At 47.8% G+C, this 26,083-nt stretch carries 27 protein-coding genes, 1 tRNA gene and 1 rRNA gene; 18 read left to right on the top strand and 11 right to left on the bottom strand.

Annotated features, from left to right (window positions below; all coding sequences use genetic code 11):
* The first annotated feature begins 15 nt into the window (after positions 1 to 15).
* Positions 16 to 1,176 carry a 2-isopropylmalate synthase gene (locus tag VMUT_RS07845; RefSeq protein ID WP_048056951.1) on the top strand — a complete coding sequence of 387 codons (1,161 nt, stop codon included), beginning with the start codon at positions 16 to 18 and terminating at the stop codon, positions 1,174 to 1,176.
* A 30-nt stretch (positions 1,177 to 1,206) separates the two neighbouring features.
* Here the strand turns inward: VMUT_RS07845 and VMUT_RS07840 are convergent, their stop codons facing one another.
* Positions 1,207 to 1,554, bottom strand: coding sequence for a cupin domain-containing protein (locus VMUT_RS07840; RefSeq protein WP_013604885.1), 348 nt, complete (start codon positions 1,552 to 1,554; stop codon positions 1,207 to 1,209).
* 111 nt (positions 1,555 to 1,665) lie between these two features.
* Between VMUT_RS07840 and VMUT_RS07835 the strand changes: the two genes are divergently transcribed.
* Complete coding sequence (locus tag VMUT_RS07835) at positions 1,666 to 2,679, top strand: isocitrate/isopropylmalate dehydrogenase family protein (protein ID WP_013604884.1); 1,014 nt, start codon at positions 1,666 to 1,668, stop codon at positions 2,677 to 2,679.
* 18 nt (positions 2,680 to 2,697) lie between these two features.
* On the opposite strand, the gene VMUT_RS12890 is transcribed toward VMUT_RS07835, so the two are convergent.
* Positions 2,698 to 2,850, bottom strand: coding sequence for a hypothetical protein (locus tag VMUT_RS12890; protein ID WP_162467046.1), 153 nt, complete (start codon positions 2,848 to 2,850; stop codon positions 2,698 to 2,700).
* Here VMUT_RS12890 and VMUT_RS07830 point away from each other — a divergent pair.
* From VMUT_RS07830 to VMUT_RS12505, 4 genes are all read left to right on the top strand, one after another.
* Positions 2,843 to 3,703, top strand: coding sequence for a prephenate dehydratase (locus VMUT_RS07830; protein WP_237699629.1), 861 nt, complete (start codon positions 2,843 to 2,845; stop codon positions 3,701 to 3,703). The two genes, VMUT_RS12890 and VMUT_RS07830, sit on opposite strands and share 8 nt — an antisense overlap.
* Positions 3,704 to 4,225: 522 nt before the next feature.
* A tRNA-Pro gene (locus tag VMUT_RS07825) sits at positions 4,226 to 4,347 on the top strand.
* A 225-nt stretch (positions 4,348 to 4,572) separates the two neighbouring features.
* Positions 4,573 to 4,926, top strand: a complete 354-nt coding sequence (locus VMUT_RS12510) for a class I SAM-dependent methyltransferase (protein WP_083805490.1) — start codon at positions 4,573 to 4,575, stop codon at positions 4,924 to 4,926.
* A gap of 10 nt (positions 4,927 to 4,936) precedes the next feature.
* Positions 4,937 to 5,317, top strand: coding sequence for a hypothetical protein (locus tag VMUT_RS12505; protein ID WP_083805489.1), 381 nt, complete (start codon positions 4,937 to 4,939; stop codon positions 5,315 to 5,317).
* 107 nt (positions 5,318 to 5,424) lie between these two features.
* On the opposite strand, the gene VMUT_RS07815 is transcribed toward VMUT_RS12505, so the two are convergent.
* Positions 5,425 to 5,925, bottom strand: coding sequence for a hypothetical protein (locus VMUT_RS07815; protein ID WP_013604882.1), 501 nt, complete (start codon positions 5,923 to 5,925; stop codon positions 5,425 to 5,427).
* Between the two features lie 200 nt (positions 5,926 to 6,125).
* On the opposite strand from VMUT_RS07815, the gene VMUT_RS07810 reads away from it, so the two are divergent.
* Positions 6,126 to 6,671, top strand: a complete 546-nt coding sequence (locus tag VMUT_RS07810) for an EVE domain-containing protein (protein ID WP_148224708.1) — start codon at positions 6,126 to 6,128, stop codon at positions 6,669 to 6,671.
* Positions 6,672 to 6,684: 13 nt separating this feature from the next.
* Here VMUT_RS07810 and VMUT_RS07805 read toward each other — a convergent pair whose 3' ends face one another.
* The 3 genes from VMUT_RS07805 to VMUT_RS07795 all read right to left on the bottom strand — a co-directional run bounded on the left by VMUT_RS07805 (position 6,685) and on the right by VMUT_RS07795 (position 10,267).
* A complete protein-coding gene (locus VMUT_RS07805) occupies positions 6,685 to 7,746 on the bottom strand; it encodes a phospholipase D-like domain-containing protein (RefSeq protein ID WP_013604880.1) in 1,062 nt (353 codons plus the stop codon).
* Between the two features lie 174 nt (positions 7,747 to 7,920).
* Entirely contained in the window at positions 7,921 to 9,210 is a 1,290-nt protein-coding gene (locus tag VMUT_RS07800; protein ID WP_013604879.1) for an MFS transporter, read from the bottom strand.
* A gap of 76 nt (positions 9,211 to 9,286) precedes the next feature.
* Positions 9,287 to 10,267 (bottom strand): EVE domain-containing protein, encoded by a 981-nt coding sequence (locus VMUT_RS07795; RefSeq protein WP_013604878.1) that lies wholly within the window; start codon positions 10,265 to 10,267, stop codon positions 9,287 to 9,289.
* A 147-nt stretch (positions 10,268 to 10,414) separates the two neighbouring features.
* Between VMUT_RS07795 and VMUT_RS07790 the strand changes: the two genes are divergently transcribed.
* Entirely contained in the window at positions 10,415 to 12,073 is a 1,659-nt protein-coding gene (locus tag VMUT_RS07790; RefSeq protein WP_013604877.1) for a cytochrome ubiquinol oxidase subunit I, read from the top strand.
* Entirely contained in the window at positions 12,066 to 13,184 is a 1,119-nt protein-coding gene (locus VMUT_RS07785) for a cytochrome ubiquinol oxidase subunit I (protein ID WP_013604876.1), read from the top strand. Before VMUT_RS07790 ends, VMUT_RS07785 begins: the two co-directional genes overlap by 8 nt.
* Positions 13,185 to 13,198: 14 nt before the next feature.
* Here the strand turns inward: VMUT_RS07785 and VMUT_RS07780 are convergent, their stop codons facing one another.
* Positions 13,199 to 13,960, bottom strand: coding sequence for a DUF8196 domain-containing protein (locus VMUT_RS07780; RefSeq protein WP_013604875.1), 762 nt, complete (start codon positions 13,958 to 13,960; stop codon positions 13,199 to 13,201).
* A 172-nt stretch (positions 13,961 to 14,132) separates the two neighbouring features.
* Between VMUT_RS07780 and VMUT_RS07775 the strand changes: the two genes are divergently transcribed.
* Together VMUT_RS07775 and VMUT_RS12665 are read left to right on the top strand one after the other, a co-directional pair.
* Entirely contained in the window at positions 14,133 to 14,435 is a 303-nt protein-coding gene (locus VMUT_RS07775; protein WP_013604874.1) for a 4a-hydroxytetrahydrobiopterin dehydratase, read from the top strand.
* A gap of 189 nt (positions 14,436 to 14,624) precedes the next feature.
* A complete protein-coding gene (locus VMUT_RS12665; protein WP_193387193.1) occupies positions 14,625 to 14,786 on the top strand; it encodes a hypothetical protein in 162 nt (53 codons plus the stop codon).
* A 53-nt stretch (positions 14,787 to 14,839) separates the two neighbouring features.
* On the opposite strand, the gene VMUT_RS07770 is transcribed toward VMUT_RS12665, so the two are convergent.
* On the bottom strand, positions 14,840 to 15,265 hold the full coding sequence (locus VMUT_RS07770; protein WP_013604873.1) for a hypothetical protein: 426 nt from the start codon (positions 15,263 to 15,265) through the stop codon (positions 14,840 to 14,842).
* A 50-nt stretch (positions 15,266 to 15,315) separates the two neighbouring features.
* Between VMUT_RS07770 and VMUT_RS07765 the strand changes: the two genes are divergently transcribed.
* The 3 genes from VMUT_RS07765 to VMUT_RS07755 are packed head-to-tail and all read left to right on the top strand — an operon-like array spanning position 15,316 to position 17,583.
* Entirely contained in the window at positions 15,316 to 16,437 is a 1,122-nt protein-coding gene (locus tag VMUT_RS07765) for a hypothetical protein (RefSeq protein WP_013604872.1), read from the top strand.
* Between the two features lie 40 nt (positions 16,438 to 16,477).
* The gene (locus VMUT_RS07760; RefSeq protein WP_013604871.1) at positions 16,478 to 17,257 is read left to right on the top strand and encodes a ParA family protein; all 780 of its coding nucleotides are present in this window, start codon (positions 16,478 to 16,480) and stop codon (positions 17,255 to 17,257) included.
* Positions 17,254 to 17,583, top strand: a complete 330-nt coding sequence (locus VMUT_RS07755; protein ID WP_048056950.1) for a hypothetical protein — start codon at positions 17,254 to 17,256, stop codon at positions 17,581 to 17,583. The genes VMUT_RS07760 and VMUT_RS07755 overlap by 4 nt, the downstream gene beginning before the upstream one ends.
* On the opposite strand, the gene VMUT_RS07750 is transcribed toward VMUT_RS07755, so the two are convergent.
* Positions 17,552 to 19,063: an ATPase, T2SS/T4P/T4SS family gene (locus tag VMUT_RS07750; protein WP_048056949.1), complete on the bottom strand. Its 1,512-nt coding sequence runs from the start codon at positions 19,061 to 19,063 to the stop codon at positions 17,552 to 17,554. The genes VMUT_RS07755 and VMUT_RS07750 overlap by 32 nt on opposite strands.
* 73 nt (positions 19,064 to 19,136) lie before the next feature.
* Between VMUT_RS07750 and VMUT_RS07745 the strand changes: the two genes are divergently transcribed.
* Both VMUT_RS07745 and VMUT_RS07740 read left to right on the top strand, forming a co-directional pair.
* Positions 19,137 to 19,490 (top strand): hypothetical protein, encoded by a 354-nt coding sequence (locus VMUT_RS07745; protein ID WP_013604869.1) that lies wholly within the window; start codon positions 19,137 to 19,139, stop codon positions 19,488 to 19,490.
* Positions 19,487 to 20,122, top strand: a complete 636-nt coding sequence (locus VMUT_RS07740; protein ID WP_013604868.1) for a ParA family protein — start codon at positions 19,487 to 19,489, stop codon at positions 20,120 to 20,122. Before VMUT_RS07745 ends, VMUT_RS07740 begins: the two co-directional genes overlap by 4 nt.
* A gap of 7 nt (positions 20,123 to 20,129) precedes the next feature.
* Here the strand turns inward: VMUT_RS07740 and VMUT_RS07735 are convergent, their stop codons facing one another.
* Both VMUT_RS07735 and VMUT_RS07730 read right to left on the bottom strand, forming a co-directional pair.
* Positions 20,130 to 20,546 carry a hypothetical protein gene (locus VMUT_RS07735; RefSeq protein WP_013604867.1) on the bottom strand — a complete coding sequence of 139 codons (417 nt, stop codon included), beginning with the start codon at positions 20,544 to 20,546 and terminating at the stop codon, positions 20,130 to 20,132.
* 22 nt (positions 20,547 to 20,568) lie between these two features.
* A complete protein-coding gene (locus VMUT_RS07730) occupies positions 20,569 to 21,357 on the bottom strand; it encodes a P-loop NTPase family protein (protein WP_013604866.1) in 789 nt (262 codons plus the stop codon).
* A gap of 182 nt (positions 21,358 to 21,539) precedes the next feature.
* Between VMUT_RS07730 and VMUT_RS07725 the strand changes: the two genes are divergently transcribed.
* Together VMUT_RS07725 and VMUT_RS07720 are read left to right on the top strand one after the other, a co-directional pair.
* Positions 21,540 to 24,380 carry a DEAD/DEAH box helicase gene (locus VMUT_RS07725; protein WP_013604865.1) on the top strand — a complete coding sequence of 947 codons (2,841 nt, stop codon included), beginning with the start codon at positions 21,540 to 21,542 and terminating at the stop codon, positions 24,378 to 24,380.
* Between the two features lie 168 nt (positions 24,381 to 24,548).
* Positions 24,549 to 26,061 (top strand): 16S ribosomal RNA (locus VMUT_RS07720).
* Positions 26,062 to 26,083: the final 22 nt, after the last annotated feature.

Genomic DNA, 26,083 nt, shown 5'->3' with positions numbered 1-26,083 from the left:
TAATTGGTGGGTTAGATTGCTCAGGAGGACGTAGCCAGGGGTTGGGCATCAAATAGGTATGCCAGGTTCCTAGACACCACACTGAGAGATGGTGAGCAAACACCCGGCGTTGCCCTCAAACCCGAGGATAAGTTGGCGATTGCTCTGAGGCTTGAGGAGTTAGGCGTTGACTCTATAGAGGCTGGGTTCCCAATAGTTAGTGATGGTGAATTCAGGGCTGTTAGGGACATAGCCAGGGAGGTAAGGAATTCAGAGGTTATTGTGCTGGCTAGGACTAGGAAGGAGGATATCAATAAGGCTTTAGATGCTGATGTACCGGCGATTCACATCTTCATAGCCACATCAGACATACACATGAAGTATAAATTAAGGATGAGTAGGGAGGAGGTTATTAAGGCGGCGGTGGAGGCTGTGAGTTATGCAAAGTCCCATGGATTAACCGTGGAATTCAGCGCAGAGGATGCCACTAGGAGTGACCCATACTTCCTAGTTAGGGTTTTTCAGGAGGTTGTTAATGCAGGTGCTGATAGGCTCGATATTGCTGACACCGTAGGCGTCATGTGGCCAAACAGGATGGCTACTTTAGTTAGATTCGTTAGACAAAACGTTAGGGGTAATTACTTATTGAGTGTTCATTGTCATGACGACTTCGGGATGGCTGTTGCAAACAGCGTAGCCGCGATAGAGGCTGGTGCTGATCAGGCCCATGGTACGATCAATGGCGTTGGCGAGAGGGCAGGTAATGCGGCTCTTGAGGAGATAGCATCCGCCGTTAAGTTCCTACTTGGTTATGAAACAAGGATTAGGTTTGAGAGGATTAAGGAGGTTTCGGACCTCGTATCAAGACTCTTCAGGATACCAGTACCACCAAACAAGGCCATTGTTGGCACAAACGCCTTCTCTCATGAATCGGGAATCCACGTTCATGGAGTACTAACTAATCCGCTGACTTATGAGCCGATTAACCCGGAGAGTGTTGGTATGAGTAGGAGAGTTGTGGTTGGTAAGCACAGTGGTAGGCACTCCATAGAGTATATACTGAAGTCCATGGGCATTGAACCGAACAATGACATAATCAATAAGGTGCTAAGGAGGATTAAGGAATTGGGCGACATGGGTCTGAGGGTGTCTGATGAGGACATTAGGCACATAATTAGCGAGATAGTGAATCAATGAGATTAATTTAATTTAAATAACGGGTTAAAATCAAGACCTTAAGTACTTATCATCACCCCTAATCCAATCATCCCTAACCGGCGAGTATACATCAACTATTAACGAATCCTCGATGGCCTCAACACCATGCATTACATTGGGCGGTATATGCACTACGTCACCTGGGTTCACTATATACGTCTCATCACCAACAACGAACTTAGCACGCCCATTAACGACTATTGAAACCTGCTCGTGAGGATGAGAGTGAGGCTTTACCACGGAGCCCTTTAATAGTTTAAATTGGGCTATCGTAACTCTTGAACCATGGACGTGACGCCTAAATATTAGGTCGCTTAGTTTTTCCCAGCCTGACTCTTCATATCTTAGTATGGTCATTTTAAATCATTAATTAGTAGTTATTTACCTTATTAAGTATTTATTCGTGGCTTAATTATTATATTTATACTATGGTTAATAAATAAAAATGGGCTATGTATTCATTGTCTAATGAAGGTTGTCGTAATAGAGGGTGATGGTGTTGGTCCTGAGATCACGGGGTCCGCGGTAAGGGTTCTAAAGGCTGCTGCGGTAAAATATGGATTAACGATAGATCTTCAGTATGTGGATGCTGGCGATAACGCCCTTAGGAAGTATGGTGAGGCTGTGCCAAGCAGGTATTGGCCTATTATTGGGTCCTCAGACGCCATATTGAAGGGTCCTGTTGGTGAGAGCGCAGGTGAGGTTGTCGTTAAGTTGAGAAGGGGGTTCGACCTGTATGCCAATATTAGGCCTGCGAGGAATTACCCCGGGGTTAGGGCTGTTAGGGATGGTGTTGATTTAATCATTGTGCGTGAGAATACTGAGGATGTGTATGTAAGGGCCGAGTACATGCTTGGTAATGATATTGCCATAGCCCTTAGGTTAATAACGAGGAGGGCCAGCGAGAGGATAACTAGGGTCGCCTTTAACCTAGCCATAGGTAGGCGCAGGAGGGTTACCATTGTTCATAAGGCTAACGTATTGACGGTATCCGACGGCCTATTCAGGGATACGGTTAAGGAGGTTGCCAAGAATTACCCAGGTATTGCGGTTAATGAGATGTACATAGATGCGGCGGTTATGGACATGGTTAGGAGGCCCCAGGACTTCGACGTGATAGTTACCACGAACCTCTATGGAGACATACTTAGTGACATAGCGGCCTATGTGACGGGTAGTATAGGGCTTGCGCCGTCGGCTAATGTAGGCGATAGTAAGGCCATGTTCGAGCCAGTCCATGGGGCAGCCTTCGATATCGCGGGTAAGGGCATTGCAAACCCAACGGCGATGATACTTAGTGTCGCCTGGATGCTTAGGTGGTGGGGTGAGAGGGTTGGTGATGATAAGTATGTAAGTGCTGGGTCGGCAGTGGAGAATGCAGTAATTAAGGCACTTGGTGAGGGGGTCAAGTTAACGCCTGACCTTGGTGGTAATGCAAGGACCGAGGAGTTCACTGAGGAAGTAATTAGAAAACTGGGCTAGGTAATGCTTATAAATAACCTATATACTCATTAGCTGTGAACAACTCGGAATTCGGGAGGAGGAACTAACGGAGATCCTAAAAAGCCTCGAGACAAGCATCTCAAGGCTTAAGGCAATAATGATGTCGAAGGCTATTGATGATAATGTGCTCAGTAATGCTATTATGGGCATTAATGAGCCATTGCTGTTGAGGATTATTAATGAGTACGTTAGTAATGGTTCAATAGCATTCCTTGGACCCAGCGGTAGTTATTCCCACGAGGTTGCCATAAGGCTCTTCGGTACAAATAAGCCGTTTAGACCTATGAGGAGCGTTGGTGATGTTGTTAAGTGCGTATTCAATAGTGATTGTGGGCTTGGGATCGTGCCCATAGAGAATAACCTGGCTGGTGTTGTTGGTGATTCGATGGATGCCCTCATTAGGTGGGACGTAGGCATTAAGTACTCCGTGGAGTATAGAGTCTCTCTATGTCTCGTTGTTAATGAGGAGGTTAATGACCTCAGTGAAATTACGGAGCTGTACTCACATCCGCATGCAATAATGGAGGCCATGGACTTCATAACAAGACTAAACGCCTCAATAAACTACACGCAATCAACATCAGAGGCCCTTGAGAAGATAAAGGGGCATAGGAATAGGGCTGCCGTGGCGTCGAAGTTCGGCGCAAGGCTTCGCGGTTTAAAGGCCTTAATGTGCGGTATTGAGGATAGGCCAAACTACACGAGATTCCTCATAATAACGAGGAATAAATCAACCATTGGCGACAGGACACTGTTAATATTCTCAGTATCCAATAGACCCGGCTCACTGTACAACGCCCTAAAGCCATTTGCGGAGAAGGAAATAAACCTGTCAATGATATACTCAAAACCCAATAGGCAGAGTCCATGGGGCTACGACTTCCTACTCGAGATGGAATGCCAACTGGAGGATGAGGATTGTAATAATGCCTTAAGGCAGTTGGGGGGCGTAACAACGTATTTAAAGGTGCTCGGTAGCTATAGACATTTAAGAACTGAATGATTAAAGTACCACCATCCTCAAAACATTAATACTAGAACCATCACCCTATTTAAGTGCGTAGTCATTGTTATACACTGCTGATTAGGTTAGGATTGATCAAGCATTTCGCGCTAGATCTTAGTATTACTAAGTAGTACTATAGTGGGTGGTGAGGTGTTTCTGTCCCATTAGCTTTATTTTAGATAGTTAGGATTTTAGGTTTGATGAGTATTACGAAATGACTTATTGCTGTGGTAATAATGGTATTATTACATTACCTATGTTGGTCTCTAGAACAACATAGCCATACGGTAATTGAATGATTATACTTAGTCTGAAGCGCTATCAACTTAGAATTAATGATTAACTAATTTCATACCTAAGTACGCACTAATAGCAATCAAAGCAACCATAATCATCACAACGACATACAAATAAGAACTAGGCATTATAGAATAAACCAACAAAGTATTATTAAAGATTTAATCCTTAATTGAACCACGAAAACAAAAACCTTAAAACCATAGTAGGAACTTACAACGAGGGGCCGTAGTCTAGCCTGGCTAGGATACGTGGGTTCAACCACGCCTCAGGCTCGGCTCGGGATCCAGAAAAATGAACAAGAGCCCGAGTGATCCCGGGTTCAAATCCCGGCGGCCCCACCAACTGTTATGCTTTGTATTTCCTTAATTTGATTCTGATTAGGGATGGGAGAAACGTTTGCCTGCCCGTGGGTTATGTTGTTTAGGTATTCAAGTTTTGCATTGCCCTGGTTCACGCATTTTCATTAAATCACTCCCACGTACTTTCCAGTACAATTAATACTTTTATTTCCTGCATGTAGGGAATTAAGGTTAAAATATTCGCAGCGAGGATGTAGTGGTGATGTGATGGTTATTCCTGACCTGTATAAGTGGCATGTGACGTTAAGGAATGAGGAGAGGAATGAGAGGGAGGCATTTTATGTCCATTCGTTGGTTGATTTTTATGGTAGGAAATTAAATGAAAAATACAGGACAATCCTAGACATTCCCTGCGGGCATGGCAGACTTCATAAGTATCTTAGGGGTTACGGTTATGAGGTATACGGCGTAGACATCTCAACGGAATTAATCGAAATCGTAAGGAGTAATCACAAAGACTTTGAGGATCACTACTTCATCGGCAATATGAGGAACTTTAGACTGGGAAGGGAAGTTGATGTCGTTTTAAATTGGTTCACATCCTTTTGGCTACTTCGATGATGAGGGTAACATGGAGGTGCTGAAGAACTTCCGCGAGAATCTGAGGGATGGTGGGTTATTAATAATTGATTTCCCAAACTTCCACCTGCACTCCATTGATAATAGGGCTATTGTTTATGAATATGGGGTTATAATCGGCATAGTGAAGGAGTACCTGGATGATAATTCGAGGTATAGCGTTTTACATGAGAGGTTTTATAGGAAGGATGGGGATAACCTCATATTCATTGGTGAGTCTCGGACGAGGGTTAGGAGGTACTTCATCGAGGATTTCATGGATATGTTACCCAAGGTTGGGTTTACAATACTTAGGATCTACAGTACACTATCGTTTAGCGACTTCGATAAGTTCAGGGATTCGCGATTCGTAATTATAGCCATTAAGAGGTGATTTTGGAATACAATGGCATCAGTAAGGCGATACCCTTTGTGACTTGTGCGGTGATTATTATCGCCGTGAGTTAATATTTATCAAATGCACAGTATTACATCCTCCCGTTAAATCCATACTGCGCAGTTTACTCTAGCTGTTAGGTAAACCTCCATGAGTGAGAGGGTCATTGTTAGGGTTAGGTTAATCCATGTGATTAAGTTATAGGGTGCTGCCAGACTTAACGATTTAATCAACAAGTATATCATTAAGGATAATGACGTAATAGCCATTACGAGTAGGGCAGTGACGTAAAGTCTAGCCCTAATCCACAACTCCTCACTCTCCCTGTTCACATCAAGCATCGCCCTCTGGCTCCATACGGCGTCTCTAATCCTCGTGAGATAAAGCTCCTTAGCCCTGCCCAGGGCTTTATGCAACTTCGTAAGTGCTGCCGTGAGTAGTACTATTGATAATACCAATGATGCGTAGGTTATTTGATAACGAATTATTGCGGTGGTAATAACCGTAATTACTACAGTAATTATGGAGGAAACATGCATAATTAGCGCCAACCTTATCGGCTCAACTACCTCACTGAGTTGATCCATGAATTTGGTGGCACCCATATCTAATCATCCCATTTAGCAGGCCAAATATTTGGTGGTTATTTCACGACCAAGATGAAGCTGAATGACCACGTTAATAGTGCCTAATCGTCAAGGCGAAAGGTATTTTTGCCCGGTACCGGGATGAAATTCATATTCGGTAGGAAGATTACGGACCCATATGATTAATATTAATATTTGACTTACAGTAAAAGCCATTAATGAGCAACACTAACATGCATTGGGTCTTTACCACTAATCCACAAAACCTTGTTATTTGCTTAAAGTATTGTGCGTTTGGCGTTGATAATGAGAAGTACGGAATTACAGCGAGGGAGCTTGTGAAACCTGGCGATTTCATAATATTCTACGTTAGATCATTGAGGACGAGTATAGTCAATGCACCCAGTAAGTGCCAGAGGGTGTTCTTAGGGCCCTATAGAGTTAGGAGTAGTGGTTTATTGAATCCCAATCACCCAGCGTTAATGAGTTGGAATCCGAAGAATAAATTTAATGTAATAATAGAGATTGAGAAGCTCAACGACTTTCACATAGGCGCTGTGGATATCAATCTCGTATTGAATAATCTATACTTCATCACGAATAAGGCAAGGAGTGGTCGTGGTGGTTGGCAGGACCACATGCAATTCTCAATAATATCAATTAGGGAGGAGGATTACGTTACCATAATTAATCACTTAAACCCGGGACACCCCTGTATAAAGCAGTTAAGGGAGTTTATGGGAAACATAACACCATGCCTGTGACCTCCCTAAGTAATCAATAGTTATGGCTACCCCACTGATTACAGGCCAGCCTTCTCAACGCACTACCATCTCTTCTGCGAATACCAACCAATCTACAGTCAGTGATTGGTAGTACCAAGGCCAGCGGCAGTAACCTATATGGTATCTTCCACCTGACATAGTCATCCCTATAACGCTCGTCACCAAGCCTCATAAGTTCATCACGGGCAAGCTCCCCAGCCCTGCTTGGGCATTCCCGCGACGCCTCCCTAACCATAGCCTCATAAATCTTAACACCACTATCCAACTCCTCAACACTTACACGGCCAGTCCTCAGCAGGTTGATGAATGTCCTAACCCAACATAGCGGGTGTCCTGCAACAACGGTTAAGCCAGGCCCCCTAATTAACCGCCTAGCCAATTCCTTAACCTCTAGGTTCAATTCCTCAGCAACAGCATCAACAACGCAGTTCTCCGGCGAGTCTCTACAATCACGGAATCCCCTGTTGATGGCCTCGGCAACGGCTACAGCGCACCGCTTAGGGTTAAACGTGGTAAGGCACTCCTCATTAACACCCAGGATATCTAGTAATGCCCTGTTCACCTCGTTCACAAACCCAGCGGCGCTGCGCTTCGTGCTCCTAACCTCAACCTCCTCAGCATCCTCCACGTAATCCTCAGTAAGCGGCTTAGCATTAAGCCACAATTCCTCAAAATACCTCATTAATTGACTATAAAGTCCTCCATCTCTTATTAAAATATTCAATTCAACATTACCATAAAGACCACCAACCGTTAAATTGGCGCTACCGACAATGGCAACACCACTACCAAGTAGGTAAAGTTTAGTGTGCAGGTTTGGATATACCCTAATCACGTCACGCCACCTCTCATAGATAGTCCTCGGTATCGGACCCAAGTTACCGACTACAACCCTAACATCGTTAATATCCCCCAGGTAATTAAGTACGTACGATAACCCATCATAATCAATAAACCCAGTCGCTGCATTAAACAATGTTAAATCACTGAGGCCCCTAGCCCTATCTAAGCACTCATCGAGCCTGTGACAAATATGAATGAGTACGCCCTTCATTAATTGTAATTATAGGTTACCCTACTTAAGTATGACGAGAAATCTCCAAGGTGGTTAGGCCGTGTGATGGTCAATTAGGGTTCTTGGCCTAGAGAAATTGAAATCACCATTAGTTAATTATTACTAAAATGGGCACGAGACCTCGATGACTTTAAGACAACCCTCATGCCTGGTTTACGAGACTTCATCGAGCTTCCTTAACTCAATGCCCGTGTTATCGCGGGTTATTACGGTGCCTATTATCGCTATTACAAACCCAACAATGAGCATTACCGAGTAGCCAACCACGAGGCCTAGCCTAAGCCAGAATGGGGCTGTGAGTAGGGCTGCCGTTGCGCCTATGGAGGCCATATTCCATAGGAAGCCTATTGCCGAGCCCCTAAATCGTGTCGGGAATAGCTCGGCTAGGTAAGCAAGCATGACACCGCCAGTGCCAATGACGCTGGTTAGGATACCCGCCGAAACCACGAGGGTTAGGAAGGAACTCCTCAAAATCGCCGTTAGTGGGTAGGCGAGTATAATACCTATTAATGAGTAGTATAGGAATGCGTACTTCCTCTTCGTGACATTACTCAATACTCCACCAATTATCGTTATCACACCACCAATGAGCGATGCGTAGGTCAGTCCCCAGAACACCGTGGATAGGGGAATCCTTAGGAAGGTTCCTAGGTAGGTTGGTAGAAAGCCGAGAGTTGCGTAGGCAACCCAGAAGATTCCGGCGAGTAGAAGTAGGGCTATCAAAGCATCGCGGTAGCCCCTACTGAAGAACTCAATAACGGGTGCCTTGGACACCTTGCCCGCCCTTTTCAGTTCCCTGTATATGCTCGGTTCATCAACTGTTAGCCTCAGTAGGACGCCTATTACGGCGACCGCGAAGCCGACGAGGAAGGCATACCTCCAGCCATAGGCCACGAAGGCCTTGGTCCCAAAGTAATCCCTTAGCGAGGCGAAGGTGAATGCTGCAAGTGCGTAGCCCCAGTAATAACCACTTTCAATCACGCCGCTGACCAAGCCCCTATACCTGGGTGACGAACTCTCAATAGCCACCAGGTGTGAGCCGCTCACCTCACCACCGACGAACACGCCAACCAAGAGCCTAAGCAACACGAAGAGTGCGGTGGCCATTAACCCAATTTGTTGGTAGGTCGGTAATGCACCGGTTAGGGCTGAGGATATGCCTAAGCCTATCAACGTGACCATCATCGTTAGCCTCCTACCAATTCTGTCGGCTATGTGGCCAAATATTATACCGCCCAGGGGCCTGGCGAGCAGGGTCAGTGAGTAGGAGGCGAATACGAAGAGGAGCCTGGCGACTAGGCTTGTTGGTGGGAAGAAGTACATGCCCAGTACCGAGGCTATGAATAGGACCAGGGTTAGGTCAAAGACATCAACCATCCAACCAAGCATACCACCAACCATGGCCCTAACATTAACCCCCTCAGCAACTGCCTGCCCAGCCACGTTATTAATCGATTAGGGCGATATATAAGTATTACCGCACCCGCAATAGGTTATTTAGACCAGGTAACAACGCGGCTTAATCCTTATCTAGCATCACGAATTCCCTAACCAACTCACCATGCCTCCTGAGGTCCTTGACGAAATCCCTCAACCCACCCAGTGATAATACCTTAACCCTCCTCCTAAGCTCATGGAATGAGCCCCTCAAGGTCCTCTCAAGCTCCTTCCCGGCATTCTCATCCCTAACCACGGCATACAACTTAACGCCTCTCCACCTATCCCTCGCGTGCTTAAGCCTAGCCAATGCCTGCTCAGGATTATCAACAACCTCAAAGACGGCTAATGGCGCCAATCCATCCCTATACTCATCCTCATTACCCCACCAGGCAAGGTCAAGCCTATACTCACCCGCATCCACATTACTTACTGGGTAATAACCAAACAATTGGGCTACCTCCATCAACAACGCCACCGCCTCATTAATGCCCTGAGTCGCTAATCTAACCTCAGCACCTGCCCCACCAACCACCCTCTCAGCGCCGCCCTTCGGGGTTCCCCAAATCTCAATCACGGGCTTAGGCACCGCCTGTCTCCTCAATTCATTAATTATCAACTCCGCATCCTCAACGGGCATGGGCATAGCCCTGGGGTTGGATGGATCCACGGAGTGTAGGGCCTCGGTAATGCTCCTCCTACCCCTAATGAACGATAGTTTGCCGGCTATGCTGCCGAGCTCAACCCTACCCAGGGCTATCGGCTTGACCTCAACCATGTGGGACCAATCATTCAACTTCTTACTAGCCTTAACCCAATCATTAACAGCTTCGAAAATCCCTACGAAGGACTTACAGTAGGACTTACAGTCGAAGCCACTTACGAAGAGCACTAGGCGGGTGCCGGGCTTGACCCTAGTCATTAGCAGGCCGCACTCCGGATCACGGCAACCAAATAGGCCCGTCTCGACAATGCCCATGAAGACCCTCTCCCTCACAATGACAAGCCAGTAATTCACGGGTAATACATAGCCTAGGTAGAGAAAAACTTTTGCTGGGGTCACGCCATGTCATAATTCAACTGAATGCAATTGAATAATAAATAAACCCATGCCTCAACGCCAGTGAATTTAACTGGAAATCACAAACCACAATGAACAACCGATACTTAAGCATTTTTAATTAGGGGCTTGGGTAATACCATGACCTAAATGACTAACTCAGCACTGGGAGTACTCAATGAGATTTACGTACATAGCGCCAACGTTAATAACGCAATGGTCATGACCATAATCGGCATTTACCTACACGCAGTCTTCGTATCATTCACACTGGGCTTCCCACTGGCCATACTTGCCTGGCTCATCACTTGGTACAGGACCGGAGACGCATTATTCATCAACTACTCCAAGACCCTGACCATGGTTTGGGCCGTGAACTTCGCCCTCGGCGCCGTCACAGGCACCATAGTGGAGTTCGGCCTACTGGATATCTGGCCAACTAGCATACTACTCTTCTCCTCCTCAGCCTTCATCCCACTCCTCTACGAAGCCACCATAGCCTTCATAGGCGAGGCAGTCCTCGTGGTCCTCTTCATGGTGGCCATCGGCAGATGGAGAGCCAGGTACACACTCAGCGTATTAATTACTGCGTGGTTCCTAGGTTCGTTATCAGGTTATTTCATAATCACGGCAAATGCATGGATGAACGTGCCCTGGGGAATGGGTGAAATACCACACTCACTATACCCATTCTTGCCAACCTACGGTCCAGACGCCGCAAACCTAACCGCAACATTAAACCTAGCTGCACTACTTCTACACTACACAGTTGATGGTGCTGGTTCACTGGCGCTAACGAGTGTGAACTTCACGTCATTGGTGGGTACGTACTTCAACAACCCATGGCTACCAATGATAAACCCAGACGCCATAGTGACCACACTACACACATTACTCGCGGCCTACGCAATCGGCGTTGGCGCAGTGGCCCTGGCCATATCAATAAGGTACTTCAGGACCCACGACGATAAGTACATAAAGCTACTGAAGCCACTCCTCTGGATACTCACCATAGTACTCCTGGTGGAGCCCATAGTGCTTGGGCACTTCATGGGTGATGACGTTGTTACCTACCAACCACTCAAGTTCACAGCATTCACCGCATTAACCGGTGGGTCGGGCATCTATGGTTATGAGTACTACGATCCACTGGAGGCGCTGTTTGCCTATGGCAACCCATATCACCCACTCTATGGTTTTCAGTACTACATGAGTCAGTGCAGGTCATTGGGCAACTTAACCTTCGGCGAGCTCTACAGCAAGCTTGATCCAGGTATGCTTGGTTACCTCGGTCCCCTGATTAACGTGATGCTGAGCCAAAACTGTGAAGCTGCCGTCCTCTCCATGGAACCACTGGCACCATTGGTGAGTGCGTTTTACTACACAATGATTGGAGCCGGCATACTACTCGCAATAGCCTCAGTACTTGTCCTATTCACATACCTCGTCAGGGTACCCGTACTATCCACAATAACAGACTTCATAAACAATGAAATACTCAGTGTATTAATAGGTGCCGACAACGTAATGCCATTCCTAGCCTCGGTAATGGCCGTACTATCGGCGATAGCAGCCACTGCCGGCTGGGCCGCTAGGGAGATAGGTCGACAACCGTGGACTGTGTATGGATTAATAACGACTAACGAGGTGATCACCGGTGATGCCATAACGCCGGGTTTCGTGGCCTTCGTGGTTGCCATACTACTCGCTATAGCGATTGTGGGGGTCCTGGCCATGTACTACGTGGCCACAAGGCCAAGTCTACTGGATAGGATTAGGGGGTTGGTTGAGGTGGGTGGACATGAGTAATTACCTAGCCTTACTATCATTCGCCGTGTTAGGCTTCGCCCTAGAGATGCACTTAGTCTTCGTTAACGTGATTATTGGGGCTACAGTACTCACGGTAATAACCAGGTACCTGGCCTACCTGCGTCAGGACCCGAGCCTTGAGTCCGTGGCCAAAAGCATGTTCAGACTAATGGTTGTTACGGAGCTATTTGGCGGTGTCTGGGGTACTATTCTCACGGTTTTCATGGCCGGCCTATTCCCATCAATGACCGCGATATTCACTAGGGTCTACTTCTACCCAGTGGCCATTGCCTTGGTGGGGATACTCGTGAGTATACCGTTCATAGCCATTTACTGGCACCTCTGGGGTAGGGTCAGTCCAAGGACTCACAGCCTAATTGGCTTACCGCTGGCTATATCCGTACTACTCGTACCCATAGGCTTCAGGTACCTATTCGCAGGTCTTGACTACCCGCAGTACGTTACGACGAACTTCAACCCACTGACCGTATTCTCAAACCCAGTATACCCACCGCTTATTGTGCATACGCTCATTGGGGCTATGGACATTGGTGCCTTCGTAATAGCCTCAGTACTGACCACGAGGAGGAACCTAAGCATTAAGGGCATAAGTATTGCCCTCGGCACGGGCTTAATCCTACTCGTACCACAGGCAATTGCCGGGGCCTACTACTTCACAGTCCTTGGGAGGTACGACCCATACATAGCCAGTAACATTGCGGGGCCATTACTTGGTTATGACCCTAGCTCGGTCATGTTCTACCCAGCCTTTTACGCCGCGGTAGCCCTAACCATAGCCCTGGGTATTACTGCCCTATACGCCTTCTACGCAGTCATGCAGGGAAGAGTTGTTAGGCCGGTAGTAATTAGCACAGGTTTCCTCGCCGAGGCAATACTCATACTCATGGAGTACGTGAATGATGGCTCCAGGTACCCATACCTATTCATAAGCGGTGGTTCAGGCATACCAATAACCCAACTACTAAATACATTAATACCGCTGCCCCTAATTGCCATGTACACAATGCTCCTATCAACACTGGCATTCACGGCAATATTCACAATAACCCTGTACTACGCCGTGGTAAGGAGGTTCCTACCCGAGGAGTAATAAGCTAAGACAATTCAAAAACTAGGTCTCGTCCTCTCCCTCATACTCTCAATAAGCCAAATACCCCTCCTCTCAGCCTCCTCAATGGCACCTGGCATGGCCCTTAGGCAGTAGATGACCTTAATGACCTTTCCAGGGAACTTACTAGGGAATAAAGCCACAGCTCTATTAACCTTCTCATCAAACCTGGCAATGAGCCTAGGGCCAACCCTACTCTTCGCTTCACCAATAATTGTCAACTGACCATTGGTACCGTAAACATCAAACTCAAACCTTAAGTTGAGGGTAACTCTATCAGTCCTCAGGTTAACACCTCTATCCCTAAGTAGGTGCGTAACAACGTCATTGGCTTCCTCATCAATGGATGCCGTTATATTATCCAGGGTCTTCCTAATGACATTAACATCCCTCCTAAGTCCCCTAATTTCCTGCCACATTTTCTCTTGGTTCTCGATGAGTTTCTTGATTTCCTGCCAGATCTTGTTGTTTTCCTCGAGTATCTTGCTTTGCACCTCCCTCAGTGCATTGACCTCCCTCCAAATCCTATTATCCTCCTCCCAAAGTTTTTCCTGGTTTTCCGTGAGTCTTTGTATTGTCTCAAGGACCTTGTTCAGGGTTTCCATCATCACTGACTGATTCCTAGCCAAACCACCCACAGCATCAACCAACTGCCTAAGGGTAGATTGAATATCCGAGATACCCAAAAGCCCAATAACAGCAAGCCTAAAAACCTCATCCTCCCTCAACAAACGCAAAAACTCATCCCTAAGAGACATTCACTAATAATTTCCTCAACTAAAAATAAAAACCCACCGCCATAAGGCGAATACACGCATACCCAGCAAGCCCATGACCACCTCAAGCAGGCTCATGAGGCGCGGGACTAGGCATTACCACAACACGTGAATAAAGACCCAATACTTAATAAGTAATACACACCAAAGCCATATGCCGCTCACCAGGGAGGAGGTCATTAAGTCCCTACCACAGGGCTGGAGACTGGAGGGTAACTACATAGTCAGGGAGTTGGAGTTCAAGGAATTCATGGACTGCATAAACTTCATAAACGAATTAGCCCAAATAGCCGAGGCGGAGGAACACCACCCGGACATGATCATAACCTGGAAACACCTAACACTGAGGCTCACCACGCATGATGAAGGCGGAATAACGCAACTCGACATTGAAATGGCCAGAAAAATAAACGAACTAATAAGTAGGTGGCAGGGCAAAATACAGAGCCAAAAATAGGAAACACTAGCAGGCCCAGTGTATTCACAGACCTAGCCATAGAAATTAATAACCCTAAACCACCTAAACATGGTTATATAATCAATAAATCTATTATTTCATCTAGGTTAAGATACAAATTACTATTTACTATAGTGAATATGCCAGGTTGTTTACAATGACGCACCCCATGCGTGGTTACCGGATGGAGTGCCATACTTCCTAGTACAGCCATACGTAAAGGGCATAGTAATCACATGGTGGGGTTACTACAATACCATGTATTACCAACCAATCACACTATACGTAATAACCTACAGCAACGGAACTAAGGTTATTGAGTACAGCAACGAAACAACAATCAACACATAATAAAAGGAAAGTTCACCTCAAAATTAAAATCATAATCCACTAATCAGTATTTATTAGGATGCCGTAACCGTGAGTGACTCGGCAACAGAACCACTCGTGGAGTTGAGCATAATAACTATGGTGTATGTGGAGCCAGGACTAACACCACTGCATTGACCCACAATTCCATAACTACCGCCAGCAACCACCGTAGTCCCAACGCCATTCCAGGAACAACTGAGCACCGAACCACCGGGTCCATAAACCTTAACCCCACCAATGGTTAACTGGGTCGTACCAGCATTATAAACATTAATAGTTGTAATACCCGTAGACCCACTAATACTGGCTGAGGCCTCGACCTGCGGCGCCTCGAGAGCATGTTGACCCATGGCCTTAGCACTGTGATAGAACATCATTATTAGCGTCACACTAATGACTATGAGTACTGCCGCGATTATTACAGAGACCAATGGAGACAATTCACCCCTACTACCCATAAATTAATTATGAAAGATATAACTTTTAAGCATTGCCTATACGTAGACTTATGAGTCTACGCTTCACTAGGCCCTGGTTTAGGGCTAGGCTAGAGGAGACCTTGTTAATAGCCCTCGCAACCCCATTATTCCTGGCACAACCGGTGAGTAGGGTTATAGATGCATTAATTAATGAGGCCCAAAGGCTTAACTTCGGTTACTCACTAATTAGGCGATTATTAATCGCTAGAGCAGCACTATCTATGAATGAACCCATCACAAGGTACGTGGGTGGGTTCGGCAATATACTCGAGGTCATGACCAATGCCGAGAGGTTAGGTATTGAACCAAGCATGGCAGTGCTTTATATCCTTAGGGAACTCGATGATGCATTGAGAAGGCTAGGTAATGATTATAGAGACCTGGTAATACTCCTAGACACACTCACAATAATTACGCTGGCCATAATGCCCATGACAATAACCCTAATAAGCAAGGCCCTAAGCATTGACCCAACGACATACCTAGTAATAACCTACGCCTCAGCATCCCCAATAACAGCACTACTAAGCTGGAGCCTAGACCCGGGGCTAATAGCCATCGATAATAAATTAATGAAGTACCTGGGACTTGCCATAGTGCCAGCAATACCTATATACATAGTGATTAGGTCTATTGCATTAACATGGCTTGTCTTCTCCATAGCCTTCCTAGGCCTAAGTCTGGGTTGGTACATTGGGAAGGTTAGATCGATAATTGAAATAAGGCACACGGCAATTAATAGGGTAATGAGGGCGGTGGTTACGCCAAGACTTGAGCAGGCACAGTCAGGAAATTGGCTTGATAACTTCATTAATGAGTATGCCGGGGCAATACTCATTACAGGAATGGGAAGACCTGATGTGCTTAACATAGCCGTTACATCGTTAACCCACGTAATGAACACAATAATGGATTCCAGGAGGGTTGGGTACATATCGCTGGCCATATCGGTATCATTCATGGACGCCATACTCATCATAACGAGACTAATAGCAACCCAGGTAATTGGGGGTATGGCCCTGGTGCAATTAATGCTTCCAACGGTCATACTTGGAGGTCTCATGTGTGGTTACTTACTCGATTCCCTAATTACGGGTATATACGCCACGGTGCCCCTAGTAATCACGTACATAATCCTAACAATGGTCTAATTGGGTAAAGCCTTAATAATGCCATTTAGAATTATAAACCATGTTAACAGTATTGTTCCTAAGCCAGAAGGGTGGTGTTGGCAAGACATTAATAATCACGAGCCTAGCCACCGCACTGGCAATGAGGGGCTACAGGACCTGGCTCATCGACCTAGACCCAAACGCAACAGCATCCAAGGTCCTTGGTGCGAATAATCCAAGTAATGTTAATGGTTCATTAACGTACTTAATGGGGGTCGCAAGAACGGTTAAGGTATCAACAGCGTTTATTGAGGATGGAAACATCAGTAGCATAAGAATTATACCACCAGGCACCTCACCGGTTGCAAATCCATATGGCGCGCTGCCAAGCGCTTCAGTGCTGAGCTCGAGGTTATCATCATTAATTAGGGGAATAGGTAGTTACAGGGCTAGGCCGAACTTCATACTTATAGATACGCCAGCCCTATCACCGGCCCTAAGCCCAGGGCTAACAACAGCATTAATAAGTAATACTGAGGTAATAACCCTAGTGGCCACTGACGAGCCGGGAGGCATGGGATGGCTCGGAAACATGCTGGAGTACGCCTCGGCAATAGGTCCAGGGAGGGAGAGCATCATTATCCTGAACAGGCTATCAAGCATAAAGGGAGGTCTGGACATTGGCGTTAAGAACGTGATTAAGATACTGAGGAACTCAGCAATTGAGGCGGCCTGGCGCCTGGGTTCAATACCATATTTAATCAAGGATCCAGGGCTAAGTCAATTCAGGAGGGCCATTGATGAATTAACTGCATTACTAGAGAGATTGAATGCGGAGAGAGTTTGGGCGAGACCATGAGATCCCGACACAGGAGAGGTTCCAATGAGGATGAAGATAAGGAGATTATTAAGCTCATAAAGAGGATTAGTAATAAGCCAAGGTTCAGGGTTGAGGGTGAAGTTAAGCCCAGTAGGGATGCTGTGAAGGTCTATGTAAGTAATGGACTGAAACTTCTGGAGCAGGCATTAAGGGAATTAGGTGCAAGTGAGGGTGAGACTAGGAGGACCCTAAGCATCGGTAAGAAGACATTAATTAATAATTACCCAACCCCAATCGACATAAACGAATTGGCGAGACAATTACTCACCAGCGTCAGGACTCATCAAAAACAACATCGCTCTTAACTTCCCTGGGCATCACCAAGTCCCTAGCCCTGTGGAAGAGGGCGACCAACCTAACCCACTCAGCCTCATCAATGTCAAAGCCCGAGTAATGCCTAAGGAATGACTCCCTATCACCAATCTCCCTAACCACGAAGTCCTCACCAAAACGCCCACCCAGGAACCTGATAAAAACGTCCTCATGCAAAGCCCCATCCCAAGCAATGACGGGCTTACCACCATCAACAACCCACGCATTCACAACCCTCCTAACAACCCCACCACCCACCTCAAACCTACCCATGAGAATCACAACCAACTTAATGGATTCAATAGGTGCACCATAGCTCCTAAGCCTCACAAGAGCTTCATTAATGCCCTCTGCATGCATTGTAGTTGCGCCACCAACCTGCCCACTCATGATCGCATGAAGCCAGGCCACAGTATCCTCAGCACTCCTAACTTCATTAACAAAGATATAATCAGCACCAACCCTAAGCGCATGAACAAGCCTCTGGAAAAGCGGTATAGACCTGACGCCGGCCCCATGGCCCTCACGACTAAGCAACGGAATAACACCACCCGCATAATCACCAACCAACTCCTGAGGCAGTAAAACCTCGTCAATATCCTCAACCTTGGCAATCACCGTGCTCGGGGACAACGCCGACATCAAGGCCGCGGACATACTCGTCTTACCGGAGCCTGCAGGCCCAATAACGAGTACCGGAACACCAACCTCAAGTGCCAGCCAAAGATAGGCCGCGAGCCTCGCATCGATCGAGCCAAGCCTAACCATGTCAATCAACTTCCAAGCCCTCGTGGGGAAAACCCTAATACTAACCCTGGTCCTATCCGTAACATCGAAGGAGTCAATACTTATCCTAAGCATCGGCCTATGAACCCTATCATAGGTCTCAATCGACGGATTATAATAAGTTGGGTAAACCCCAACCCTATCGCCAATAATACTAATCAACAGCTCGATCTCGCGGTTACTCGGCACAATATTCGACTGACAATCACCAAGACTACTCAACTTAAAATGAACCCTAGCCCCTGGCGTCATGTAAATATCCGTAAGACCAACCTCATCACCAATAAGCATCACGGGCTCCAGAACACCATAGTTATAGAGACCCCTAAACAGGAGTGAGGCCCACCTATTGGTATCATCGCTTGATGCATCAACACCAATACTCCTCAGGTAAGCATTAACCTCAATCCTCAGGGCGTTGATCACGGCATCATCAAATCCCAAACCCCTCGAAACACTCCTAACCACGGCATCCCTAACCCTAGGCATATACCTCGTTATGAACGCCTCAAGGTCAAAATCATCAATACCAGGAAGCACTGAATCACCAACATCAATAAAACAACCACTACCCCAAACAGTGCTGTAGATAGTCACTGCGCTGGGAAAACCACGGAACGAAACCCTACGGCTAAAGACAACCTCACCATCAACAACACCCACAGAACGACTATAGAACAAGCCCATATAAAACCATAAACAAACCCCTTAATAAGTTATGAGGGGTAAAACTAATTAATGAGGTCTCAATTAAATAATCATGTTCAGACTAGGTAATAGGAAGAAGAAATTAGCAGGTAATGAGGAGATCGAGGAGGAACTTGTAATAGATAACGAGGATAAGGATGAATTCGGACTAACAGCACCCTCAACTCAAATAACAAATCCTCAATCATCAACGCACCAGCAAGACATAACGGACATAAGGGGCTACATAGATGAGTTGAGTAGGAGGATTGAGGAGGTAATGAGTATTAAGAACGACTTGGACAGGCTAACACAAATGAAACCCACAATAGAGAACTACATAAGTACATTGAACGAGATAGTAAAAACACTGGGCGAGATCGAAAACCTACTAAACAAGCTCGAGGAGCTCAGGAAGAGGCTATGACAATAATAACAGTAACAAGTGGCAACGTAGGCGGTGTAGGGAAGACAACAATAACCCTAGCCCTACTAATGAATACGAAGAACATGGCCTACATAGACCTAAGCCCAGACAACCGCTCCCTATCCCTACTCCTCGGCCTAAACCCAAGGACGGACATAATAGACAGTGTACGTGGCGGTAAGTACATGATGTATGTGAGGGATGGGAACGCAATCATACCAATAAGACATAGGGAATACCTAGAGTTAAGGCAGATTAGTGAAATAGCGCCAAAAGAGGTGCAAAGAATGCTGAAGGCTCTAGAGAAAACACTAATCAGTAATTATGGGGTTGAGAACCTCATAATAGATACAATGAGCACGATAAACCTAGGATTAACAAGAGGCACCATAGAAACCGCAGACAAACTATTAATACCATTAATTAAAGAAAGAGCCGAATTAATAAGGAGATCCATACCTAGTGTAAGCGTTAAGTATGTTATCTACGCAATGAACATGGTTAGGGAAAGCATAAAGTCAAGCGATACAGCCGCAGTAATACCATACATAGAAGGAGCAAACAACCAACTCGAGGTTGCTGATAGAATTAGAAACTATGTAAAGAATTTAATAAAGGCTATTCTTGAATAGCCTTGGGTTAAATCAATGATGATAGGTGATTCATCACCATCGACATAAAACCATTAAGCGCAGTGGCTATTGCAGTCAAACCAACCGAATTAAGCACAGCAGGTAATATACCCATTAACAGGACGAGAACCACACCCATTGCCGCCAGGGCACCGATAATACGCCTAATACTAGACCACTCAATGAGTGAGTAACCAATCAGTGACTGAACAAGAGCAAGAAAACCAAGAAGACCTAAACCAGCTATGGTCATTAGTATGAGCACAGCAGCCACAAAAGCCATAAAATCAACAGTATTACTTACAATGCCCTGAATCGCAGATTCAGCAGCAGCGTAGGGATCCATTAAACCTAGGCTGAGCAATATTGCCATAATACCAATGAAGGATAAACCCCTAATTAAGGTTAAGTAACATAAAATCACACTACACCAAAAATAATGCTACTCAATGCCTAATAGCCCTAAACAGTCTGGTTAGGGCATTATTAGCGAGACCAAGTCTATATAGGTATGATGGCCCAACCAGTTCGTAAGCCATACTCACCAATTCCTCAATGGGCTTCGTATAAGGCATTAAGGCGTAGTACCACTTCTGCGAAACCTCAACACCAATTATGGCGTACGGGTCCCAACGAGCAACTAGCTTAGCCCTAACACCATTAACCACGAACTGCCTACCAACCCTCTCATACCTATTCTCACCCACGAAGCCAAGTTCATTAATCAACTCATTAAATGTCCTAAAATTCGTGGGTTCACCAATCACGAAGAACGGAGACTCAGGAGTAACCTTAAGGTAATGCCTACAACCCTCCATGGAAGCCCTATTACAAACCTTAACAATTCTACCGCCTGGGTAAGCCTCAAGAACCCTCTCCACAGAAACCACGGAGTCAGGCTCATAGGAACTAACAACAACAAGAGCATCAGCCCTACCAAGCAAATCAGTAAACTCGGGTTGGGCGAGACTCATGGGAGGCAAATCAACAATGGCAAGGCCCTCAAAATCCTGTGGAGGCAACCCCTGCCTAATCCCAACAAGTCTCGATAACCTATTAACACCATCAACAAAATCACTAAGGTAGTAATAAACCCCCGTGCAAACACCAAGGCCACAGGAGTAATCAAACAACTCATGCCTAAAACCCCTAAGTGATAGTATGGCTGACAAACCAAGCGCCACAGTGCTCTTCCCAGTGCCTCCCTTAATTCCGCTGGTTACTACGATTAGCATCCAATTATGACCATCTCAGGGCAATATTTATATTACTTTTGCCCAACTCAATCACTTAAATACCCAGAGCAACGTAGTTTACCAGCCGCATTGATTTACTCAGCAATGCTTCATTTGTAAAACGAAATAGACAGACTCATAAAGCCCCCGGAAAGCTCTAGTTCCCTTGTCAGGGCAGATTAATGAGCAACTTCTGGCTCAGGTACCTACACCCAAGGCTTGCGGATGTGATTGAGGAGTTTGGTTACCTAGAGCCAACGCCGGTTCAGGAGAGGGCGATACCCAGGGTGCTCAGCGGTGTCAATGTCCTAATCACAGCGCCCACGGGCAGCGGCAAGACCGAGGCCGCCATGTTCCCAATAATGAGCAAGATACTGAGTGAGGGCTTAGCGGGTGGTGTTGCGGCGATTTATATAACGCCGGCAAGGGCGCTCAATAGGGACGTGAACGTTAGGCTAAGGGAGATAGCCAATAGGCTGGGCATAACCACAGCCGTTAGGCACGGTGATACACCGGAGAGTGAGCGTAGGAGGCAGGTTAGGGAGCCCCCCACGATACTCATAACCACACCCGAGACACTGCAGGTAATCCTAGTAATGAGGAGCATGAGGAGAGCCCTAAGGAATGTGAAGTGGATAATCATTGACGAACTACACGAATTAATGAACGATGAGAGGGGTGCCCAGCTATCCATAGCCCTGGAGAGACTCGTGAACATAGCCGGTGAGTACCAGAGGATTGGGCTCTCCGCAACCATTGGAAACACCGAACTAGCCAGTCAATTCCTAGCCGGCATAGGTAGGCAAGTGGAGGTGGTGAGTGTGGACGTGAGTAGGGAGATGGAGATAAGCGTGGAGTACCCCGAGGCATCCGAGGAGGATATGGGCTTAGCTGAGGAGTTAAATACCATACCCGAAACCGCCGCGAGACTCAGGAGAATCGCTGAAATAGTAAGCGGGCATAGGGCAACCCTGATATTCACGAACACGAGGGACGAGGCAGAACTACTGGGGCATAGACTCAGTAGAGTGATTGGTGATGACGCGGTCGGTGTCTACCACGGATCACTGGACAGGGAGGAGAGGGAGGGTCTCGAGGAGGGCCTGAGGAATGGTAGGGTCAGGGCGGTGGTCACCACGTCAAGCCTTGAGCTGGGCATCGATATTGGGCACGTAGATGCCGTAATACAGTACTCAAGCCCGAGGCAAGTCACAAAGCTAATCCAGAGGGTCGGCAGGAGCGGGCATAGACTTGGCAGGAGAGCCATTGGTTACGTAATTGCGAGGGACACCGACGATTACCTTGAATCCCTCGTAATCGCCAGGAAAGCCCTAAACAACGAGTTAGAGAGGGAGGTTGAATACCACGAGAAAGCTCTCGACGTGCTCCACCACCAGATCGCGGGCATGGTGATTGAAGCTAGGATCGAGGGCAGGACATTAACGATTAATGGCGTCCTAAACACAGTGAGGAGGGCACACCCATACAGGGAGTTAACGCCTGAGGAGCTCATGGATGTCTTGAGGTTCATGGAGGGTAGCAGGCTCGTCAGGGCTAATGAGGACGGAACAATAACACCGAGGAGGGGGCTCCACAGGTACTACTTCGAGAACATATCCATGATACCAGACCAAAAACACTACAGGGCCAGAGACATGATCACAAACAGGGCAATTGGGGAGTTGGATGAGGAGTTCGTGGAGACCACAGAGCCAGAGACACAGATAATACTTGCGGGCAGGCCCTGGAGAATAGTCAGTATAGACCACGAAAAGAGGGAGGTAGTCCTAGAACCACTGAATCAAATCCTAAACGCAGTACCCACCTGGATCGGCGAGGAAATACCAGTACCAACCGAGGTAGCCCAGGAAGTATGCAGACTAAGGGATGAGTTAATAAGTACCATGACAAACGGTGCAGACCCAACCACGGTACTGAGAAACTACCCAACAGACGAAACCCCCAACCCACTCATCGAGGAGTCAAGACAGCAGGCAGGTACCGAGATCACGGAGTTCACCAACACCATAAACATTGAGTGGAGGGGTAGGGATTCCGTGATCCACGCATGCCTAGGCACCAAGGGAAACCAGGCACTAGCCCTATACCTGGCCAAGTACATTGGGCAGAGGTATAGGGTTGCCGTGACCTACGTGACCGACCCATACAGGGTACTCATAACAACACCAATAGGCATACCGCCCCAGGCAATCACCGAGGCCCTAAACCAAAGCCCGGACTACGTTGATGGGGAATTGAGAGATGCCATAAGAAGCACGAGACTGTATAAGTACAGGTTCATACACGTGGCGAGGAGATTTGGGGTGCTGCCGAGAGAATCCGTGGACGTGAACATCGAGAGACTAACCACGGCTCTTAGGGACACGGTTGTAGACAGGGAGGTCATCAGGGAAATACTAACCGAAAAAATAAACCCAACACCACTCAAGCAATTGATAAGCAAAATCAGGGAGGGGAGGATGAACATAAAGATCACTAAAGTCGAACAATACACACCAACAGCCCAACACATAATAAACCAAGCAAGCAAATACGACACCGCAATCCAGGGAATACCAACAACCACAATCCTACAACTACTAAAGAAGAGAATCGAGGAAAGAGAAGTAACACTACTATGCCTAAACTGCGGGTGGCACACCACAACCAAGGTCAAGTACATACCAGAACAAGTCAAATGCCCAAGGTGCGGCATGAGACAAATAGCCGTGCTAAAGCACGGAGAAGACCCAACAAGAGCATACGAAATAACCAAGAAAGCCAGGAGAAACCAAAGACTAACAAAGGAGGAACAGGAAAAATGGCAAGAACTAACACAAACAGCTCTAGCAGTCCTACAATACGGCAAAAAAGCCATAATAGCCCTAGCAGCACACGGAGTAGGACCAACAACAGCAATACGAAAGGTCCTACCAAAAGCAAAGACAGAACAGGAACTCTACCAACAAATACTAGAGGCAGAACGACAATACCAAAAAACAAAACCCTTCTGGAACGAATAACAACACCAAAAACTACGAAGAAAAAACTTATAAAACACAAAAACAAGGAAACCAACCGCACAATGAGTCCCCAACCAAACCACCCGGGAACAGCCCGGGCGGAAGGTTGGGGATGATCCAACCCCAACCATACCCAACCCCAACTCCCGAACAAACCCCATCCCCAAGAAACCGGTTGATCCTGCCGGACCCGACCGCTATCGGGGTGGGGCTAAGCCATGCGAGTCGTACGCCCGGGGTCCGCCGGGCGTGGCGCACGGCTCAGTAACACGTGCCTAACCTACCCTCGGGAGGGGGACAACCCCGGGAAACTGGGGCTAATCCCCCATAGGGGAAGGGTGCTGGAAGGCCCCTTCCCCGAAAAGGACTGCGGTTGATCTACCGCAATCCGCCCGAGGATGGGGGCACGGCCCATCATGGTAGTTGGCGGGGTAACGGCCCGCCAAGCCGAAGACGGGTGGGGGCCGTGAGAGCGGGAGCCCCGAGATGGGCACTGAGACAAGGGCCCAGGCCCTACGGGGTGCAGCAGGCGCGAAAACTCCGCAATGCGGGAAACCGTGACGGGGCCACCCCGAGTGTCGCCCGAAGAGGGCGACTTTTGCCCGGTGCAAAAAGCCGGGCGAATAAGCGGGGGGCAAGTCTGGTGTCAGCCGCCGCGGTAATACCAGCCCCGCGAGTGGTCGGGGTGCTTACTGGGCCTAAAGCGCCCGTAGCCGGCCCGGTAAGTCGCCCCTGAAATCCACGGGCTCAACCCGTGGGCCGGGGGCGAAACTGCCGGGCTTGGGGGCGGGAGAGGCCGAGGGTACTCCCGGGGTAGGGGCGAAATCCGATAATCCCGGGAGGACCACCAGTGGCGAAGGCGCTCGGCTGGAACGCGCCCGACGGTGAGGGGCGAAAGCTGGGGGAGCAAAGGGGATTAGATACCCCTGTAGTCCCAGCTGTAAACTATGCGGGCTAGCTGTTGGGCGGGCTTAGGGCCCGCCCAGTGGCGGAGGGAAGCCGTTAAGCCCGCCGCCTGGGGAGTACGGCCGCAAGGCTGAAACTTAAAGGAATTGGCGGGGGGGCACCACAAGGGGTGAAGCTTGCGGCTTAATTGGAGTCAACGCCGGAAACCTTACCCGGGGCGACAGCAGGATGATGGCCAGGCTAACGACCTTGCCGGACGAGCTGAGAGGAGGTGCATGGCCGTCGTCAGCTCGTGCCGTGAGGTGTCCGGTTAAGTCCGGCAACGAGCGAGACCCCCACCCCTAGTTGCTACTCGGTCCTTCGGGACCGGGGGCACACTAGGGGGACTGCCGGCGTAAGCCGGAGGAAGGAGGGGGCCACGGCAGGTCAGTATGCCCCGAAACCCCGGGGCTGCACGCGAGCTGCAATGGCGGGGACAGCGGGATCCGACCCCGAAAGGGGGAGGCAATCCCGTAAACCCCGCCCCAGTAGGAATCGAGGGCTGCAACTCGCCCTCGTGAACGTGGAATCCCTAGTAACCGCGTGTCACCAACGCGCGGTGAATACGTCCCTGCCCCTTGCACACACCGCCCGTCGCGCCACCCGAGGGAGCCCCCAACGAGGCCTCTTTTCTCCAGGGTAATCCCTGGGGAGGGGAGGACGAGTTGGGGGCTCCCGAGGGGGGCGAAGTCGTAACAAGGTGGCCGTAGGGGAACCTGCGGCCGGATCACCTCCTCTGGGGATGGGGTGTTCAAAGG

This window comes from Vulcanisaeta moutnovskia 768-28 (genome assembly GCF_000190315.1).
In the GTDB taxonomy this organism is placed as follows: Archaea; Thermoproteota; Thermoprotei; order Thermoproteales; family Thermocladiaceae; genus Vulcanisaeta; species Vulcanisaeta moutnovskia.
The sequence above is the reverse complement of the archived record's forward strand: the minus strand, read 5'-3'. Positions and strand labels throughout refer to the sequence as shown.

Excerpts from the sequence above, each read along its gene's own strand:
- VMUT_RS07835 (WP_013604884.1), top strand. The coding sequence starts at position 1,666 with ATGAAGGTTGTCGTAATAGAGGGTGATGGTGTTGGTCCTGAGATCACG.
- VMUT_RS07770 (WP_013604873.1), bottom strand. The coding sequence starts at position 15,265 with ATGGGTAGTAGGGGTGAATTGTCTCCATTGGTCTCTGTAATAATCGCG.
- VMUT_RS07730 (WP_013604866.1), bottom strand. The coding sequence starts at position 21,357 with ATGCTAATCGTAGTAACCAGCGGAATTAAGGGAGGCACTGGGAAGAGC.
- VMUT_RS12510 (WP_083805490.1), top strand. The coding sequence starts at position 4,573 with ATGGTTATTCCTGACCTGTATAAGTGGCATGTGACGTTAAGGAATGAG.
- VMUT_RS12505 (WP_083805489.1), top strand. The coding sequence starts at position 4,937 with ATGGAGGTGCTGAAGAACTTCCGCGAGAATCTGAGGGATGGTGGGTTA.
- VMUT_RS07780 (WP_013604875.1), bottom strand. The coding sequence starts at position 13,960 with ATGTCTCTTAGGGATGAGTTTTTGCGTTTGTTGAGGGAGGATGAGGTT.
- VMUT_RS07830 (WP_237699629.1), top strand. The coding sequence starts at position 2,843 with ATGGGCATTAATGAGCCATTGCTGTTGAGGATTATTAATGAGTACGTT.
- VMUT_RS07775 (WP_013604874.1), top strand. The coding sequence starts at position 14,133 with ATGCCGCTCACCAGGGAGGAGGTCATTAAGTCCCTACCACAGGGCTGG.
- VMUT_RS12890 (WP_162467046.1), bottom strand. The coding sequence starts at position 2,850 with ATGCCCATAATAGCATTACTGAGCACATTATCATCAATAGCCTTCGAC.
- VMUT_RS07755 (WP_048056950.1), top strand. The coding sequence starts at position 17,254 with ATGAGATCCCGACACAGGAGAGGTTCCAATGAGGATGAAGATAAGGAG.
- VMUT_RS07805 (WP_013604880.1), bottom strand. The coding sequence starts at position 7,746 with ATGAAGGGCGTACTCATTCATATTTGTCACAGGCTCGATGAGTGCTTA.
- VMUT_RS07725 (WP_013604865.1), top strand. The coding sequence starts at position 21,540 with ATGAGCAACTTCTGGCTCAGGTACCTACACCCAAGGCTTGCGGATGTG.
- VMUT_RS07815 (WP_013604882.1), bottom strand. The coding sequence starts at position 5,925 with ATGGGTGCCACCAAATTCATGGATCAACTCAGTGAGGTAGTTGAGCCG.
- VMUT_RS07810 (WP_148224708.1), top strand. The coding sequence starts at position 6,126 with ATGAGCAACACTAACATGCATTGGGTCTTTACCACTAATCCACAAAAC.
- VMUT_RS07750 (WP_048056949.1), bottom strand. The coding sequence starts at position 19,063 with ATGGGCTTGTTCTATAGTCGTTCTGTGGGTGTTGTTGATGGTGAGGTT.
- VMUT_RS07745 (WP_013604869.1), top strand. The coding sequence starts at position 19,137 with ATGTTCAGACTAGGTAATAGGAAGAAGAAATTAGCAGGTAATGAGGAG.
- VMUT_RS07765 (WP_013604872.1), top strand. The coding sequence starts at position 15,316 with ATGAGTCTACGCTTCACTAGGCCCTGGTTTAGGGCTAGGCTAGAGGAG.
- VMUT_RS07760 (WP_013604871.1), top strand. The coding sequence starts at position 16,478 with ATGTTAACAGTATTGTTCCTAAGCCAGAAGGGTGGTGTTGGCAAGACA.
- VMUT_RS07740 (WP_013604868.1), top strand. The coding sequence starts at position 19,487 with ATGACAATAATAACAGTAACAAGTGGCAACGTAGGCGGTGTAGGGAAG.
- VMUT_RS07840 (WP_013604885.1), bottom strand. The coding sequence starts at position 1,554 with ATGACCATACTAAGATATGAAGAGTCAGGCTGGGAAAAACTAAGCGAC.
- VMUT_RS07785 (WP_013604876.1), top strand. The coding sequence starts at position 12,066 with ATGAGTAATTACCTAGCCTTACTATCATTCGCCGTGTTAGGCTTCGCC.
- VMUT_RS07790 (WP_013604877.1), top strand. The coding sequence starts at position 10,415 with ATGACTAACTCAGCACTGGGAGTACTCAATGAGATTTACGTACATAGC.